The organism is Hydrogenophaga sp. A37, from assembly GCF_002001205.1.
Lineage (GTDB): Bacteria > Pseudomonadota > Gammaproteobacteria > Burkholderiales > Burkholderiaceae_C > Hydrogenophaga.
In genome coordinates this window covers 33,675-50,310 of sequence record NZ_MUNZ01000054.1, presented here as the reverse complement: position 1 = coordinate 50,310, position 16,636 = coordinate 33,675, and the positions used below count along the sequence as shown (strand labels likewise).

The 16,636-nt window shown below is 64.9% G+C and carries 15 protein-coding genes; 9 read left to right on the top strand and 6 right to left on the bottom strand.

Going from position 1 to position 16,636, the window contains the following annotated elements; translation table 11 throughout:
* Positions 1 to 18 precede the first annotated feature (18 nt).
* Positions 19 to 1,116, top strand: a complete 1,098-nt coding sequence (locus B0E41_RS02010) for an aromatic ring-hydroxylating dioxygenase subunit alpha (RefSeq protein ID WP_077328276.1) — start codon at positions 19 to 21, stop codon at positions 1,114 to 1,116.
* Between the two features lie 79 nt (positions 1,117 to 1,195).
* On the opposite strand, the gene B0E41_RS02005 is transcribed toward B0E41_RS02010, so the two are convergent.
* From B0E41_RS02005 to B0E41_RS01995, 3 genes are read right to left on the bottom strand one after another with little or no spacing between them, the layout of a single operon-like run.
* On the bottom strand, positions 1,196 to 1,885 hold the full coding sequence (locus B0E41_RS02005) for a metalloregulator ArsR/SmtB family transcription factor (RefSeq protein ID WP_077328272.1): 690 nt from the start codon (positions 1,883 to 1,885) through the stop codon (positions 1,196 to 1,198).
* Between the two features lie 5 nt (positions 1,886 to 1,890).
* Entirely contained in the window at positions 1,891 to 2,235 is a 345-nt protein-coding gene (locus tag B0E41_RS02000; RefSeq protein WP_077328270.1) for an antibiotic biosynthesis monooxygenase, read from the bottom strand.
* The gene (locus B0E41_RS01995; protein ID WP_077328268.1) at positions 2,232 to 2,570 is read right to left on the bottom strand and encodes an NIPSNAP family protein; all 339 of its coding nucleotides are present in this window, start codon (positions 2,568 to 2,570) and stop codon (positions 2,232 to 2,234) included. The genes B0E41_RS02000 and B0E41_RS01995 overlap by 4 nt, the downstream gene beginning before the upstream one ends.
* A 189-nt stretch (positions 2,571 to 2,759) precedes the next feature.
* Here B0E41_RS01995 and B0E41_RS01990 point away from each other — a divergent pair, with 189 nt between their 5' ends.
* From B0E41_RS01990 to B0E41_RS01980, 3 genes are all read left to right on the top strand, one after another.
* A complete protein-coding gene (locus B0E41_RS01990) occupies positions 2,760 to 3,440 on the top strand; it encodes a hypothetical protein (protein WP_077328266.1) in 681 nt (226 codons plus the stop codon).
* 506 nt (positions 3,441 to 3,946) lie between these two features.
* Positions 3,947 to 4,459 carry a DUF5063 domain-containing protein gene (locus B0E41_RS01985; RefSeq protein ID WP_077328264.1) on the top strand — a complete coding sequence of 171 codons (513 nt, stop codon included), beginning with the start codon at positions 3,947 to 3,949 and terminating at the stop codon, positions 4,457 to 4,459.
* Positions 4,460 to 4,487: 28 nt separating this feature from the next.
* Positions 4,488 to 5,207: a DUF4844 domain-containing protein gene (locus tag B0E41_RS01980; protein WP_171984641.1), complete on the top strand. Its 720-nt coding sequence runs from the start codon at positions 4,488 to 4,490 to the stop codon at positions 5,205 to 5,207.
* A gap of 33 nt (positions 5,208 to 5,240) precedes the next feature.
* Here B0E41_RS01980 and B0E41_RS01975 read toward each other — a convergent pair whose 3' ends face one another.
* Positions 5,241 to 7,151: an FAD-dependent monooxygenase gene (locus B0E41_RS01975; RefSeq protein WP_077328260.1), complete on the bottom strand. Its 1,911-nt coding sequence runs from the start codon at positions 7,149 to 7,151 to the stop codon at positions 5,241 to 5,243.
* 126 nt (positions 7,152 to 7,277) lie between these two features.
* Here B0E41_RS01975 and B0E41_RS01970 point away from each other — a divergent pair, with 126 nt between their 5' ends.
* The gene (locus B0E41_RS01970) at positions 7,278 to 7,697 is read left to right on the top strand and encodes a MarR family transcriptional regulator (protein ID WP_077328258.1); all 420 of its coding nucleotides are present in this window, start codon (positions 7,278 to 7,280) and stop codon (positions 7,695 to 7,697) included.
* Between the two features lie 150 nt (positions 7,698 to 7,847).
* Complete coding sequence (locus B0E41_RS01965) at positions 7,848 to 9,413, top strand: methyl-accepting chemotaxis protein (protein ID WP_171984640.1); 1,566 nt, start codon at positions 7,848 to 7,850, stop codon at positions 9,411 to 9,413.
* A gap of 18 nt (positions 9,414 to 9,431) precedes the next feature.
* Here B0E41_RS01965 and B0E41_RS01960 read toward each other — a convergent pair whose 3' ends face one another.
* Together B0E41_RS01960 and rtcR are read right to left on the bottom strand one after the other, a co-directional pair.
* A complete protein-coding gene (locus tag B0E41_RS01960) occupies positions 9,432 to 10,097 on the bottom strand; it encodes a nitroreductase family protein (RefSeq protein ID WP_077328254.1) in 666 nt (221 codons plus the stop codon).
* Positions 10,098 to 10,258: 161 nt separating this feature from the next.
* Complete coding sequence (gene rtcR, locus B0E41_RS01955; protein ID WP_077328252.1) at positions 10,259 to 11,875, bottom strand: RNA repair transcriptional activator RtcR; 1,617 nt, start codon at positions 11,873 to 11,875, stop codon at positions 10,259 to 10,261.
* Between the two features lie 199 nt (positions 11,876 to 12,074).
* Between rtcR and B0E41_RS01950 the strand changes: the two genes are divergently transcribed.
* The 3 genes from B0E41_RS01950 (at position 12,075) to B0E41_RS01940 (ending at position 16,625) form a co-directional block, all read left to right on the top strand.
* Positions 12,075 to 13,649: a TROVE domain-containing protein gene (locus B0E41_RS01950; RefSeq protein WP_077328329.1), complete on the top strand. Its 1,575-nt coding sequence runs from the start codon at positions 12,075 to 12,077 to the stop codon at positions 13,647 to 13,649.
* A 390-nt stretch (positions 13,650 to 14,039) separates the two neighbouring features.
* Positions 14,040 to 15,266: an RtcB family protein gene (locus B0E41_RS01945; protein ID WP_143433620.1), complete on the top strand. Its 1,227-nt coding sequence runs from the start codon at positions 14,040 to 14,042 to the stop codon at positions 15,264 to 15,266.
* 18 nt (positions 15,267 to 15,284) lie between these two features.
* Positions 15,285 to 16,625 carry a hypothetical protein gene (locus B0E41_RS01940; protein ID WP_077328250.1) on the top strand — a complete coding sequence of 447 codons (1,341 nt, stop codon included), beginning with the start codon at positions 15,285 to 15,287 and terminating at the stop codon, positions 16,623 to 16,625.
* Positions 16,626 to 16,636: the final 11 nt, after the last annotated feature.

Below are 16,636 nucleotides of genomic sequence, written 5' to 3'. Positions count from 1 at the left end.
CCACGCAAGGAGATTCATATGACCACCAGTTGCATTTCCATCCAACCCGTCAAGGCGCCTCCCGCCGCCAGCCCCTTCCCGCTTGATCAGTGGTACGTGGCCGGGTTCTCGTCCGAACTCACCGACAAGCCCATCGCGCGCACCTTCCTGAACCACAAGGTGGTGTTGTTCCGCACGGGCGACGGGCAGTTTGCGGCCCTGGAAGACCGTTGCTGCCACCGCTCCCTGCCGCTCTCGTGCGGCACGGTGGAAGGTGCCGGCGTGCGTTGCGGCTACCACGGCATGCTGTACGCACCCAGTGGTCAATGCATTGAAATCCCCGGGCAGGAGCGCATTCCCGCCAAGGCCAAGGTCAAGGCGTACACGGTGGTGGAAAAGGACCACATCCTCTGGATATGGATGCCCAGGACAGAAGGTTCCGAGCCCACCACCGATGCGCCGGATTACCCCCATCACAACGGCCCGCGTTACAAGTTCGGTAGCGGCAATTACCACTACAAAGCGCCGTGGCAACTCATTCACGACAACCTGCTGGACCTCAGCCACCTCGGGTATGTGCACCTGAAGACCATCGGTGGCAATGCGCGCCTGCACATGAATGCCGAGATGAAGGTGTCGACCGAGGGCGACCAGGTGCGTGTCGTGCGGCTGATGCCGGATTCCGCACCGCCTCCCACCTACAAGGCGGCCTGGCCCTTCGGTGACAAATGCGAGCGCTGGCAGGAGATCGAATTTCACCTTTCGCACCTCCGCATCTGGACCGGAGCGGTCGAACCCGGCACCGACGCCATTGATGACCCGAATCGAGGCGGTTTCCACATGCGCGGTTTCCACGGCATCACGCCCGAGACCGATGAGACCTGCCACTACTTCTGGAGCATGGCCAGCAACAAGCACCCCGACATGCCCGAGAACATCGACGAAGTGATCAGGCAGACAGCCTTCACTTTCGACGAAGACCGCGTGGTGATCGAGGCTCAGTACAAGAACATGCTTGAATTTGGGGAGCAGGCGACCTGGACCGATATCCACGTCGACGTGGGTGCCAACCGCGCCCGGCGCATCGTTTCGCGACTGCTCGAACAGCAACACGCTGAAAGAATGGCAGACGCCTGACCTGCCGCGACGGGTCGGCAATGCCAGCGCAGTCGACAAAATCGCGCCGACAAGCGCCCTCTCGAACAGCCACCGCGACTCAGCCTTCTCGTCCCAGCAGCGGTATCAAGGACTGGTGACCCAGCGGCGTCACCACCACATCCCTCCCGGCCCCACGCCGCACCCACCCCTGCGCCACCAGATGCAAATAAAGCTGGTCGGCCAGCTCGCCCGCCAGGTGGTCGCGCCGCTCGGACCAGTCGAGGCAGGGGTAGGCATAGCGCCTTTTCTTGCCGGGCGCAGGCGGCTCGAAGCCCAGGCGCTGGCACCACGCGTGGCCGCTGTCGGTGAGCGCGTAACCCGTGCTCACAGGTTGCAGCCCGTCCGCGGCCATCAGGCCTTGAAACAGCTGGATGCCGAGCCGCCCGGCCAGGTGCCCGTAGCAGCAGCGCGCGTAGCGCAGGCGCGCCCGCTCGGGCGATGACCACTCGCTGTCGTGTTCGCCGCGCTCGGCCACCACGGCCAGCGCCTCCAGCGCGTGCGCCACGTCGGCATCGGCCAGCCGGTAGTAGCGGTGGCGCCCGCGCGGTTCGCAGACCACGAAGCGCGCTTCCAATAATTGGGTGAGGTGGCCGCTGGCGGTGGCGGGCGTGACGGACGCGGCCTTGGCCAGCTCGCTGGCGCTGGCGCATTCGCCGCTGAGCAGGTAGGCGAGCATGCGCGAGCGCGCCGGGTCGGCCACCATGGCGGCCACGCGGGCGAGTCGGGGTTCGTGCGGGGTGCTGGTCATGGCCCTCAGAGTAGTGCAGCCAGCGAGTCGGCGGGCGCCTGCGCTCGGGCGAGCAGACCGTAGTCGCGCAGCACGGCGGCCACGCGCAGGCGGTAGCCCGCGAACACGGCGCTGCGCCCCTCTTGCTGCGCGGCCCTGTGGTGCGCCTGGCAGCGCCACGCGCGCACCGCGGCCTCGTCGCGCCAGAAGCTCAGCGAGAGGTAGCGGCCCGGCCGGGCGAGGCTTTCAAACCGCTCCACCGACACAAAGCCATCGGTGGCCTGCAGCTCGGGCAACAGGCTGGCCGCGATGTCGAGGTAGCGCGGCGCGGCCCCTTCGTGCGGTTCGACCTCGAAGATGACCGCGATCACGGCGCCACCTGCCGGGGCTGGTTGCGGGTGCCGGCCACGTCTTCGAGCCAGCTGCGTTCCTCGCGCAAGATGAATCGCTGCGCCTGCGCCATCTCGAAGTTGGCACGGCCTTCGGGGTCGACGCGCAGCACGGCGCGGTAGCGTTCGTAGGCGGCGAGGCTGTCGAAGCCGATCAGGCCCCAGGCGATGTCATTGCTGCCTTCGTGCGGCAAAAAGTAGCCGAGCAGCTCGCCGCCGCAGCGGGGAATGATGCGGCCCCAGGCCTCGGCGTAGCGGCGGAAGGCTTCGCGCTGAAAGGGGTCGATTTGGTAGCGGATGAAGCAGGTGATGGGCATGGGCGGGTACCGGTGTGAAGCAGGAGGTCCACTGTGCGGCGGGTCGGTCGTCGAATGCTTTGGTGTGGGTCGAAGTGTGGGTACTTCGGCTTTGCCAGCGGCTGAGGCGATCACGGCACGATCCCTGCCACCGGATACGATGCCACTTCGCTTCGTTGCGTCATACGACACAAGCTCAGGGGGAGTCATATGCCAGACAAATTCACACGATTCGGCGAGTTCTTCATGCAAGGCCTTGCCAAGACCCTTGCCGAGGGAACGGTCGTCCACGTCCCTCACGTTGGAGCGTGCGCGGTAAGCCATGTCTCCGAGCCGCGCCTGCTTCAGTCAAGCTGGTCGATGAATGTGGACATCTCCTTCCCGGAGTCATACAGCAACATGACCATCGGAATGTTCACGTTCGGCTCGTGCCTTATGAAGGACACCGAATCCATCACCCTACCCGCGTCCACTGACTCGAGTGAAGAGGACGATGCTCGCTACAAGGAGCACATGGACGCCTGGTACCGGTTGCTTGAGTCGCTTGAGGGGGAGCTGGATTCCATGGGTTACACCGTTGGTTCCTCGGAAGGCTGCGACATCCACCTGATCACGGACTACATGCCGTCGGATGGCATCTATGCATTGGCCTTGAAGCCGTCTGTCCTGAAACCAGAGCTGATCCGCCTTTGCCAGCAGTTGGTGCGCCAAGAGGCGAAGTGGAACTTCTGGATTCGGCTGGCCTTCGATTTCCGGGAAGACAAGCACAAAGGGTTTGACGAGAACATCCTTGTCAGGCCAGACCGCGTCGTGCATGACTACGACGCAGCGCGTCTGGCGAAGGAGTTCCCGGGTGAGATTCCTGTGCTGGAACAGGAGGCTGGTTCTTGATCGCGCGGATCACAATGGACGTCACCTCATGCAGGGTTCCACCCATAGACGCCCGTGCATGCGATGTGGGTCAAACGCCGCTCTTGGTAACTTCATCGCCAGCTCGCAGCGGGATCAGTTGTGCAACATAGTCGACGCCGCTACCAAACCTTGGTCAAGCACTCGAAGCACTTTCGTGCACGGATGGCCCGCATTCCGAGGGAAAGCTTCAGAGGCGTCGTGCGCGGCAGCGTTGCGAGGTTCAGAAACTTCGCTCCAGGTGGCGCGCGCCGCATGTTGGCACGGCGACTTGATCGGCTTCTTGCGCTTTACGAACTGCGATTTGGTGAGGATTCCTTTTCGCATGACATGCGAAGAAAGATGGCCATTCGGTTGTCGCGCTCGAACTGGCTGCCGGGCGGTTTTGCCCACTGGCGAAGCCGGACGAAGAACAACTCAATCGATGGGTCCGCGCGCGACATCAGGATCCCTCTGGAGATCGAGGGCTGGATTTCGAACGCAGACCGATGAACCAAGACGAAGCAATCCGCGCCTTTGTCGAGCTCTCCAGAGACTATTGCGCCTGGTGCGAGGGGCCTCGGGCGTCCGATCCGGGGCAGCTGTTGCGGGAGGCAACGCGTCACCTCGCTCGCCTGTACGCTGCCGCGCTTGAATTACCTGAGGTGGGGTTTTCGGATTACCCCGATCCTCCCGCCTTGGATCAGGACGCTTGGAACGCCATGTTCAAGAGCTTTGGCTCGTTGCCATTCAACTGTTACCGCGAGGTCTATGACCCTTCGATTGAAGACTCCGACGAACCGGTGGTGGGCGATGTCGCGGACGACCTGACAGACATCTACTCAGATCTGACCAAGGGGCTGTGGCTTCTGGACCGTGGCCACACACGGGCTGCCGTTTGGAGCTGGAAGTTCACCTTTGACGTTCACTGGGGACGCCATGCGGTCAGCGCGCTGCGGGCATTGCATTGCCACGGCGAAAGCGGGTATCCCTCAGCCGCCAACAGATCCCCGGGTCAATGACCGTTTCTCCCCTCAGACAAGCCGAAGCATGCCCATCCCTTCCCGCCGAACCCTTCTCCTGTCCGCCCTGCTCTGTGCGGCGTCCGTCCACGTGTGGGCCAACCCTGTAGACCAGGGGATGACTCCCGACGAACGCAGGCAGGCTCTGGACCGTTTCATCGCAAAGAAGAAGTTCGTGAAGGAGCCGTTTTATCTCGTCGACCTGGACGAAGCAGACCGCCTCAAGTACGAGGCCTGGGTGAACCAGTTGGCGCGCTCACTGCGCAAGCTGGCGCCGTCCAGACAGATCAAACCGGTCGTGCTGGAGAAGTTCAAGCCGGTGATGAAGAAGTTCGAGAACACCGAAGGCGAGGATCAGGACCGGTTCCTTGGGTACCTTGAGGAGCTGATGGAGATTTTCGGCATCGAGAGTTCGGACGGCCTGCTGAGCAAGTGGCGCTACGGCCATGACATGACAGAGGAGGTGAAAGCGCACGAGGCCCAGATGCAAGCGCGCAACGCCCAGGCGCTCGCAGCCATGACATCCGATGAACGCGCGTTGCTGGAACGCCTTCAGGACATGACGAAGGCCAACGCCGAAGAGACGCTGCGATCTCTTCTCGGTGCCCCCGTGGTCGAAGACGATTTCGGCAAGATGTGGTCGATGACCACGCCCGACAGCGATTCAACCTTGGGGCTGATGATGCGTTGGGGCTCCATCGCCTTCATCTGGCAGTTTCGTGGGTTCACCTACTTCCGCAGGCTCTGAGGCCTGCCCTGTCGCGTCCTGCACCACCTCACCTCACCGAAGCACACCCGCAAAGAACGCCGACAGTTCCTCGAACCCATCCAGCGGCAGCACATTGGCGATGTACTGGTCCGGCCGCACGACGATCATGCAACCGCGCTCGCGATCAATCCCGCGCATGTCGTAGATGTCGCCCGCGCCCTTGTGGTCGATGCAGAAGATCTTCTCGTGGTCTTGCAGGCCGAGCTGGCCGGTCCGGGGCTTGAGCAGCGAGGGCATGTGCTCGTAGGCGAGCTGGTCGAAGGTCTGCTGGAAGATGGCGCGCACGTCGATGATGGCGTCGATGTCTTCGCCCTGGCGGGTGTGCTTCACCACCGGTGATTTAGGGTCGGTCTCCAGCCAGTCGGCGAGCTGGTGGATGGCCGAGCCGGGATTCGAGCTGTCGGCCTGGCCCGCAAAGGCATAGATGCGCCAGCGCGCGTCGGCCTCGGCAGCATGGCCGAGCTGCATCTGCTTCGCGTCGGAGAGGCGCACCACGGGGGCCGAGTGGAAGCGGCGGCCGATTTCTTCGCCTTTCGCCAGGGCCTGGTGCGTACCGGGCGCGAAGAGGGTGGAGGTGTCGTACTTCACCGCGGTGCCGCCGGTGAATTCGAGGTTGGCCTTGAACTGGCGGATGATGCGCGGCTCTTCCGTGCCGTCGCGCTCGGCCTGGGTGGTCGGTGCCGATGCGATCCGCGCCCACTCGTGGTCGGTCTCGACCAGTCGCTTGGCTTCGGTCAGGCGCTCCTTCGAGTAGCTGCGCAGCAGGCTGGCGTCGGCCCGGCCCTGGAGCACGTGCACCAGCTTCCAGCCCAGGTTGAAGGTGTCCTGCATCGAGACATTCATGCCCTGGCCGGCCTTGGGGGAGTGGGTGTGGCAGGCGTCGCCCGCGGTGAACACGCGGGGGCAACGGTCCGAGCCTTCGGGCACGTCGTCGAACTTGTCGGTGATGCTGTGGCCGATGTCGTAGATCGACCACCAGACCACCTCTTTCACGTCGATGGCGTAGGGCCGGATGATGCGGTTGGCGGCGGCAATCATGTCGTCCTGCGTGAACTTGCGGCTCGCGGCCTTCTCGCCGTCCTTGAGCTTGTCGAGCTCCACGTACATGCGGAACACGTAGCCGCCCTCGCGCGGCAGGATGAACACATTGCCTTCGCTCGCGGACGAGATCAGGCACTTCTGGCGCACGTCGGGGAAGTCGGTGTTGGCCAGGATGTCCATCACGCCCCAGGCCTGGTGCGCGGCATCGCCGTGCAGTTCACCGCCGATGGCCTTGCGCACGGCGGAGTGCGCACCGTCGCAGCCGACCACGTAGTTGGCCCGCACCGTGCGCGTGGCCCACCAGTTCACGCCGCTGGCGTCTTTGAGCGTCACCGTCACCGGGTGGTCGTCGGTCGTCGGGTCCACCGTCAGGCTCACGATCTCCCAGCTGTAGTCGGGCTCCAGGCGCGAGGCCGAGTTCTTCATGACTTCGAGGAACAGCTCGTGCAGCCGCGCCTGGTTGATCAGGATGTGCGGCATCTCCGAGCTGTCGTCGGCCACGTCCTGCACGCGGCCGACGCGCTTGATGTGCTGCGGGTTGACGGGGTCGGGCATCCAGAAGTTGGTCTGGTTCACCCAGTAGGTCTCGCGCTTGACCTTGTCGGCAAAACCGAAGGCCTGGAACATTTCCATGGTGCGCGTGTTGATGCCGTCGGCCTTGCCTTTGATGATGTTGGTGGGCATGCGCTCGACGATCATGGTCTCGATGTCCGGGAACTGCGCGAGCTGGGCGGCGAGGCACAGACCCGCCGGGCCGGTGCCGGCAATCAGCACGTCGACCTGTTCCGGCAGCGGTTCGTTGACACCCCGGTTGCGCCGGTTGGGTGCGGCCTGCTTGACGTCGGGGTTGCCGCCGCGGAAGCCATCCTTGTAGAACTGCATTGCTTGTCTCCTGGGTTTGAAGAACACCATGAAAGGTCGGTGCGTGTGCAAATGATATCTATGCTTACTATTGTTTGTCAATAAGGTACGTATACTTATCAATAACCTTTGAAACGGAGCGCGAGCATGGACTCTCTCGACATGGCCGGGCACCTGATCCGCCGCCTGCACCAGCAGTCCACCCTGGTCTTCGTGCAGCGCACGCAGGAAGCGGGTTTTGATCTGACGCCGGTGCAGTTCGCGGCACTCGACGCGATCCACAACCAGCCCGGAACGGACCAGGCGCGGGTGGCCGAAATGATTGCCTACGACCGCGCCACCATTGGCGGCGTCATCGAGCGTCTGGAACAGAAGGGGTGGGTGCGCCGCGTCGTCAGCGAGCGGGACCGCCGGGCGCGCGAACTGTCGTTGACGCCCGAAGGGCAACGCATCTTCAAGGCACTGGTCCCGGTCGTGCGGGGCCTGCAAGACGACATCCTGCCGTCATTGAGCGAGGCCGACCGCGCGCGCTTTCTCAAGCTGGCCCGGCAGGCCGTGGGGCAGTAACCGCCCTGGTTCCGCCGCGCCGCCGCGGGCGGGACGATGCAGGGTCCTCCTTCTGCTGCGGTCGCATCGTTCTTCCGAGGTATGCAGCGGCACCTCCACCGGTCGAAAACCTCTGATCAGGCCACGGTGTCCGTGCGCCAGGAGTCCAACATGTGGGATGTGTCGAGGTTCCGGATCGGTGCGCGGTTGGCGGCCGGTTTCGGGTTGATGTTGTTGCTCATTGTCGGGCTGGTGGTGTCGGCGGTCCTGTCGCTGCAGGAGATCGGGCGTGAAAACAGCCAGCTGATCGGGCAGGAGCTGGTGAAGGTGGGCGCGGTGTCGGTCATCGACACGGCCACGCGCGCCAACGGTCTGAACACGGCCGAGCTGCTGCTGGTGGAGCCGTCGCAGTGGCCGGCGGTGCAGGCGCGCATCGACGCCAACCGCAAGGCCATCGACGAGGCCCTGCTCACGCTGGACCGGCTGGTGGCGCTGCCCCAGGGCAAGGCCGCGCTGGCGGACCTGCGCTCGGCCCGCGCCGCCTACGTGGCGTCCTTCGTCAAGGTCGGGCCGTTGGTGCAAGCCAGCCGCCTCGACGAGGCGCAGCAGCTGATGCGCAGCGAGACCTTGCCGGCACTGGCGCGCCTGCAGCAGCCGATCGACACCTTGCGCCGCCTGCAGGACGAACTGGCGCAGCAGCGCGGTGAGACCGTGAGCGGCGCCATCGTGTTCGCCGACCGCCTCCAGCTGGGGCTGGGCGCGGCCGCGCTGGTCCTGGGCCTGCTGGCCTCGGTGGTGCTGGCGCGCAGCATCGTGCGACCGCTGCGGCAGGGCGTGGCGGTGGCGGGGCGCATCGCGGCCGGCGACCTCACGCAGACCGTCGAGGTGCAGGGACGGGACGAAGTGGCCGATCTGATGCGGGCGCTGAGCGCCATGCAGGACGGGCTGCGCAGCCTGGTGGGTCAGGTGCACCGCGGGGTAGAGCACGTGGGCTCGGCCTCGGCACAGATCGCCAGCGCCAACAAAGACCTGAGCAGTCGCACCGAAGCCCAGGCCAGTGCGCTGGAGCAGTCGGCCGCGTCGATGGAACAGCTGGGCAGCGCCATCGCCATCACGGCCGACAGCGCTCAGGCGGCCCGCACGCTGGCGACCGACGCCTCGCGCGTGGCCGAGGCCGGCGGCGAAACGGTGGCCGCGGTGGTGCGCACCATGCGCAGCATCGACGGCTCGTCGCGGCGCATCGCCGAGATCATCGGGGTGATTGACGGCATCGCTTTCCAGACCAACATCCTCGCGCTCAACGCCGCGGTGGAAGCGGCCCGCGCGGGCGAACAGGGCCGGGGTTTCGCGGTGGTGGCCGCCGAGGTGCGGTCGCTGGCCGGCCGGTCGGCCGACGCGGCGCGGCAGATCAAGCAACTGATTCAGGCGAGCGTGGACCAGGTCGGCTCGGGCACGCAGCTGGCCGACCAGGCCGGCACCGCGATGACCGAGGTGGTCGGCGCCATCCGCCGTGTGAGCCAGTTGGTGGTCGACATAGCGGGTGCCATGCAGGAGCAGAGCATCGGCGTGGGCCAGATGGGCGAGGCCATCACCCAGCTGGACCAGGCCACACAGCAGAACGCGGCACTGGTCGAAGAGACCGCCGCCGCCTCGCAGAGCCTGGACGATCAGGCGCGCGGGCTGGTGGCGTCTGTGTCGGTGCTCCGGATCGACCGACACGCGCTGCAGGCCGCGTGAGGCCCGCAGCCGATCACATCACTTCACTTCGGTCGCGAACTGCTCCAGCGGGCGACGCACCTTCTTCAGGTTCACCAGCCAGTCGCCTTCGTCGGCGCGGTAGCCCAGCGGCACGATGGCGACGCTGCGCAGGCCGCGCTCGCGCAGCTTCAGGATCTCGTCCAGCTTGGCCGGGTCGAAGCCTTCCATGGGCGTGCTGTCCACCTCTTCAAACGCGGCGGCGATCAGCGCAGCACCGAGTCCGATGTAGGCCTGGCGCGCGGCGTGGTTGAAGTTCACCTCGGCATCGCGCTGCGGGTAGCTGTTCAGCAGCATCTGGCGGTAGTTTTCCCAGCCTTCGTTGGTGCCGCCGCGCTGTTCGTTGGTCAGGTCGAACATGTGGTTGATGCGCTCGGCGGTGTAGTTGTCCCAGGCGGCGAACACCAGCAGGTGCGAGCCGTCGGTGATCTGCGCCTGGTTCCAGGCGATGGGCTGGATCTGCTCGCGCACGGCCTTGCTGGTGACGACGATGATCTCGTAGGGCTGCAGGCCGCTGGACGTGGGTGCCAGGCGCGCGGCTTCGACGATGCGGTCCACCTTGTCTTGCGGCACGGCCTTGGCGGCGTCCATCTTCTTGGTGGCGTAGCGCCACTGCAGCTTGTCAATCAGGGCGGGGGCTTGGATGGGTTGCGACAGATCGCTCATGGGGGAATTCTCCGATGGGGTGGGGCGCCCACACGGCGTGGGCGGACCGTGCATCTTGTCGCAGCGCAGGCAACTCTGCTGGCGATGGCGCCGGCAGCGGCACCGCTCACGACATGGGTGGGGCGGTCAGCACGGATGGGCGGGATCGGGTATACGCGCGCTCAGCGCGACACCTGCTCCCAGCGCAGACCGTGCTTCTGCAGGTACTTGCGCAAGCGGTCGGCGTCGTTGACCACCGAGCGCTGGGTGCGCGAGCGGTCGAAGAGCGTGCGCCCGGCTTCCGAGAGCGTGCGCGAGGCGCGGCACACGCGCACCACGGCCAGGAGTTGCAGCTTGTCAAACAGGTCGATCTGGCCCAGCGCGTCGGCGCTCAGCAGATCGGCCAGATCGACGGCGTCGTCGGCCAGGCGGGCCACGTCGCCCCCCGCCTGGTTCATCTGCCAGAGCCAGCGCAGGCGCTGCAGCTCCGCCTCGACCAGCGGCACCGCGATGCGCCCGCCTTCGGCCAGCGTGCACAGCCGCGTCACGCTCGCGGCCAGGTCGCGGAAGTTGCCGCTCCACAGGGCCTCGGACGACTGCGCGAAGCGCAGGTACAGCGCCTTGGCCTCGGCGTTGAAGCGCACCGCGCGGCCCAGCTCGGCGGCGCAGCGCGTCACCAGGTGGTCCACATTGGGCTCGATGTCCTGAGGCCGCTGCGCGAGCCCGGGCAGCGTGTACGACCAGAGGTTGATGCGCGCGTACAGGTCTTCGCGAAAACGCCCTTCGAGCACATCCACCCGCAGGTCGCGGTTCGTGCCGGCGATCAACTGGAAGTCGCTGCTCGCCTCGCGGTCGCTGCCCACCGGGTAAAAGCGCTTTTCTTCCACGGCTTTCAGCAGCATCGCCTGTTCGTCCAGGCCCAGCTCGCCGATCTCGTCGAGAAACAAGACGCCCCCGTGTGCCGTGCGCAGCAGGCCCGCGCGGTCGCTCGCGGCGCCGGTGAAGGCACCCTTTTTGTGGCCAAACAGCGTGGACGCCGCGCCCTCGCCCTGCAGCGTGGCGCAGTTCACCTCGACGAAATCGCCGGCCACCTGGTGGCGCGATTTCTTCAGCTCGAACATGCGTCGCGCCAGGTGCGACTTGCCCGCGCCCGTCGGCCCGGTGAGCAAGATCGGCGCCTTCGAGCGCAGGGCCACGCGCTCGATCTCTTCGATTAGCGCGTTGAAATCGGCGTTGCGCGTGGCGATGCCGCTCTTGAGGAAATCCAGCGCGTCGCGCTGCGCCTGGTCAAAGCGCTGCGCCAGGCCGTCGTAGCGCGAGAGGTCGAGGTCGATCAGCGCGTAGCTGCCCGGGTTGGCACTCGTCTGCTTCTTGGGCGGCGAGGTCTGCAGCAGCACACCCGGGATCAGCCGCGACTCGGTGAGCAGAAACATGCAGATCTGCGCCACGTGCGTGCCGGTGGTGATGTGCGTCCAGTAGCGCTCTTTCTCGGGCTGAAAGCGGTACTGCTTCACCCAGTCGTACAGCACGCCATAGACCTCGCCGAAGTCCCAGGGGTCGGCCATCTCCAGTGGCACCAAGCGCACCTCGGTGTCGGGCGAGGTGGTGCCGATGTCCTGTTTCAGCTGGTCGGCCAGCGCCTGGTGCGGCCGTGTGTAGAGCAGCTCCAGCCGGTGCACCTGCATGTCCTCGTGCTGCACCAGCGACACCGTGGGGCGCCACTTCTCCCAGCGCCCCGCGCCACGCCCGCTGTCGAGCTGGGTACCGAGGAATCCGATGACGACGGTTTTTTTTGGCATAGCTTTATAGATAGAAAACTGGTTCAAATTCTAGTTCTGTGTGTGATCGACGCGGAAGCTGATGCATCTATCAACACCAAAAAAGAGATATTCATCAATGAAATCAACAAGCTTTCAGAAATCGTCTCCACAACACCCAGACCTGGCACACCCGTTGCAATGAAGAAGGCACACAAGTTGAATGCACACGGAGAACAACATGGTCAACACCCAACTCTTTCAAACGCTCAAGGGCCAGCTGCTGCCCCAGGCCACGGCCCAGAACCAGGCGGGCGCTCCCGCCTACGCCCTGAGCCCCCAGCACCAACTGGCGCAGATCGCAGCCACCGGTTGCCTGAGCCAGACCTTCTACGCCGACGCGCAGTCGCAGCTCGACGCTGTGCAGGCGCTGGCCGCGCAGGTGGAGCCCGCTTTCGTGGCGAAGACGGCGGTGTACGCCCGCCAGGCTGCCTTCATGAAGGACATGCCTGTGCTGCTGGCTTCGATGCTGGCGGTGCGTGATGTGAATCTGCTGTCGCAGGTGTTCGGCCGCGTGGTGGACAACGGCAAGACGCTGCGCGGTTTCGTGCAGATGCTGCGCAGCGGCGCCCTGGGTCGCAAGTCCCTGGGCACGCGGCCCAAGAAGCTGGTGCAGCAATGGCTGCTCAACGCGAGCGAGAAGCAGCTGCTGAACGCCGCCGTGGGCAACACGCCAACGCTCGCCGACGTGGTGAAGATGGTGCACCCCAAGCCCACCGAGGCCTGGCGCGCGGCCTGGTTCGCCTGGCTGATCGGCAAGCCGTTCGACGAAGCCGGGCTGCCGCCCGCCACCCAAGCCTTCGAGCGTTTCAAGCGCGCGCTGGCCCAGGGCGAAATGACGGAGGTGCCGGACGTGCCGTTCCAGATGCTGACCGCGCTGGAGCTGCAAGCCGCGCACTGGGCGCAGATGGCCCGCGCCGGTTCGTGGCAGATGGTGCGTCAGAACCTGAACACCTTTGCGCGGCACGGTGTGTTCGAGCAAGCCGGCATGACCGAGGTGATCGCGGCCAAGCTGCGCGACCCGGTGGCGGTGGCCAAGGCGCGGGTGTTCCCGTACCAGTTGATGGCGGCCTTCAAGGCCTGTGGTGAGGGCGTGCCCGCAGCGGTGCGCGAGGCGCTGCAGGACGCGATGGAAGCCGCGCTGGTGAACGTGCCTGCGTTGGAAGGCCAGGTCGTGGTGTGCCCCGACGTGTCGGGCTCCATGGGTTCGCCCGTGACAGGCCACCGCGTGGGTGCCACCTCTTCAGTGCGTTGCATCGATGTGGCGGCCCTGGTGGCGGCGGCGGTGTTGCGAAAGAACCCGCAGGCCCGTGTGCTGCCGTTCGAACGCGATGTGGTGAAGCTGACGTTGAACCCCCGCGACTCGGTGATGACCAACGCCCAGGCGCTGGCCGCCATCGGCGGTGGTGGCACCAACTGCAGCGCGCCGCTGGCCTTGCTGAACAAGGAGCGCGCGAAGGTGGATCTGGTGGTCCTCGTCTCGGACAACGAGTCGTGGGTCGATGCGCGGCGCGGTGGCGCGACGCAGACGCTGATCGAGTGGGAAAAACTCAAGCAGCGTTGCCCGCAGGCGCGGCTGGTGTGCATCGACATCCAGCCGGGCCGCACCTCGCAGGCCGTGGAGCGGGCCGACATCCTGAATGTCGGTGGCTTCTCGGACGCGGTGTTCACGATGCTGGCGCAGTTTGCCAAGGGCAATGCCGGCGCAGACCACTGGGTGGGCGAGATTCAAAAGGTCTCACTGGCCCAGCAGTAAAGCGATGAATGTGTCGTCGCGTGGCGAATGCCGGTGGGACTACATCCAAACTGTCTCGTCTCACCAATCGTTTGTCGCCACGCGGGGGCTGTTGAAAGGATGATTTTTTGCGCGAATGCCGACAGGACTACATCGGAACGCCGGGGGTTCGACTCCTCAACCGGGAAACCGGCATGGCCATGTCTTGTCATCCCTTGTCGCGCTGCCTTTTTTTGCATGTCTCGCGGCGAATGCCGGTGGAACTACAGCCTACAACGCTCGATGTCGCGGGTTCGAATCCCGTCGGCTCCATCACTGGGGGGCCGTAGCTCAGTCTGGTAGAGCACGAAAATGTTTCACCAACCCTTGTCGCAACGGGACATGCCTTTTGATCAAGATGCGAGGAACAACATGAACAACTACAACACCGAACAGCCCGAAGGTGGCGTGCCCATCAAGATGTGGACCCGCGGCGTGCCCGTCGAAGACGAAGCGAAGAAGCAGCTGGCCAACACCGCGCGCCTGCCCATCGTGTTCAAACACATCGCGGCCATGCCCGACGTGCACCTGGGGATTGGCGCTACCGTGGGCTCGGTGGTCTCGACCTTCAAGGCCATCATCCCCGCCGCGGTGGGGGTGGACATCGGCTGCGGAATGATGGCCTGCAAGACCACGCTGCGCGCTGAAGACCTGCCCGACAACCTGGGGCCGCTGCGCGCCGCGATCGAGAAGGCCGTGCCGCACGGCATGACGCCGATCCGACAGCGTGCGGGGCGCGACAAGGGCACCTGGGAGAACCCGCCTTCGCTGGTGGATGAGGCCTGGGCCACGCTCAAGGACGAGTTCGACGCGATCTGCGAGAAGTACCCGCGCCTGAAGAACACCAACAACCACAAGCACCTGGGAACGCTCGGAACCGGCAACCACTTCATCGAGGTCTGCCTCGACGAAGCGGGTGCCGTGTGGTTCATGCTGCACTCGGGTTCGCGTGGCGTGGGGAATGCCATCGGCACGACCTTCATCGAGCTGGCGAAGAAGGACGCGGAGCGCAACAACTGCCATCTGCCCGACCAGAACCTGGCGTACTTCGAGGAAGGTTCCCAGTACTTCGGCGACTACGTGCGCGGCGTAGGCTGGGCGCAGAAGTTCGCGCGCCTGAACCGCGAGGTGATGATGAAGAACCTGGTCGCCACCGTGCGCCAGGTCATCACCAAGCCCTTCGAGGCGCACGTGGAAGCCGTGAACTGCCACCACAACTACGTGCAGAAGGAAACGCACTTCGGTGAAGAGGTGTTCGTGACGCGCAAGGGAGCGGTGAGCGCGAAGAAGGGCGAGCTCGGGATCATCCCGGGGAGCATGGGCGCGCGCAGCTACATCGTGCGCGGCCTCGGCAACCCCGAGAGCTTCGAGAGCTGCAGCCACGGCGCAGGCCGCGTGATGAGCCGCACCAAGGCCAAGAAAATGTTCACCGTCGCGGACCAGATCAAGGCCACCGAAGGCGTGGAGTGCCGCAAAGACGAAGCCGTGATCGACGAGATTCCGATGGCCTACAAGGACATCGACGCGGTGATGGAGGCGCAGAAGGACCTGGTGGAGGTGGTGTACACGCTCAAGCAGGTGTTGTGTGTGAAAGGGTAGGACATGGGAGATGGGGACATGAAGGACTTTCTGAGAAAGCTGTTTGGCGGTGCATCAGACAGTGGCGTTGAGGACGCTTCTGATTTGTGCTCCCACAGCGGTTTCGTGCGCGAAGCAGCGGTCAAGTCACTGGTGTCTCGGCCGCAGCGCGGCACCTTGCCGATGCTGCTGGTGCGGCTCAATGACTGGGTGCCGCAGGTGCGTGTGGCCGCCAATGCGGCCGTGCGATCCCTGATGCAACCGACCTATCTGGTGGACTGGATCACGGCCATCGATGCGGTGGTCGATCTGGAGCGAACACGACGAGCCGACCATGCGCCGATGTTGAAGGAGATATCGCTGTTTCTGAGTCGACCCGAGCACCTCCCTCAGGTGATCGATGCAACGCGAACGGCAGGCCTTCGGGTGCGGCGCTTTGTGTTCGACGCGCAGTGGTTGGCCGCGCAAGACGACGATGACCGAGTGCCGCTGCTGGAGAGGGCGCTGTCCGGTGATGACGTGTTGATGGCTTCGAGGGCGGTGTCGCAGTTTGCGGGGCTGACCTCTCCCGAACGACGTCGGCATCTGTACCAGACCGCGTGCGCCACGCCGTTTGCCGCTGTGCGGCATGAGGCTGTGCGCTGGCTTGTGGAGAACCCCGATGACGCGACCGACGGCGTGGTTCGAGCCATGGACCTCGACGCCAACTCCCACGTCCGCTGGTGGTGCTTGCGATGGTTGCGCTCGAACGGAGGCGTGGAACACGTTGCTGAGCGGGCTGCGGAAGTGGCCAGCGATGAGCTGAAATCCACGCGACTGCGTCGGGCGGCCATGCAGTGGCTGCTGGACATCGATCCCGGCAGAGCATCGGCTGTGAGTGACTCGTGGCTGGACAGCCCATGGCCCCGTTTGCGGCGCGATGCGTTGTTGATCCGACTGGTCAAGAGCGATGCCGATGGAAAAGCGCATTGGTTGCAGCAGGCTTTTGCCGATCCCTCACCTCGGGTGCAGAAGCTTCTGCTCGACAAGGCGCACCGTGGCGCCTGGGTGCCGCCACTGCCTCAGCTGTTGCAGGTCGTGCAGCGTGATCCGACCATCGAAAAGATGCTTCGCGTGTTGTCCATAAGGTCGTTGTATCCCGTATGGGATCGCCTCGAATGCCTGCTGGCGTTGTGGCCCATGAGCAAGGAACTGGGTAAGGAGAACCTGCTGATCGCTGCGCTCGCCCATTGGCCCCAGGAAAGCCGTTCGTATTGCCATGGCCCGGGCTCGGTGCAGGCAGCGCGTCTGGCGGAGCTTTGGTCCGCCAGACGCCAGCACTTGGATGCTCAACTGCAGCAAACCCTCGACTTTCATCTGAGGACGTTTGGCGTGGTGTGAACACCAAGAAC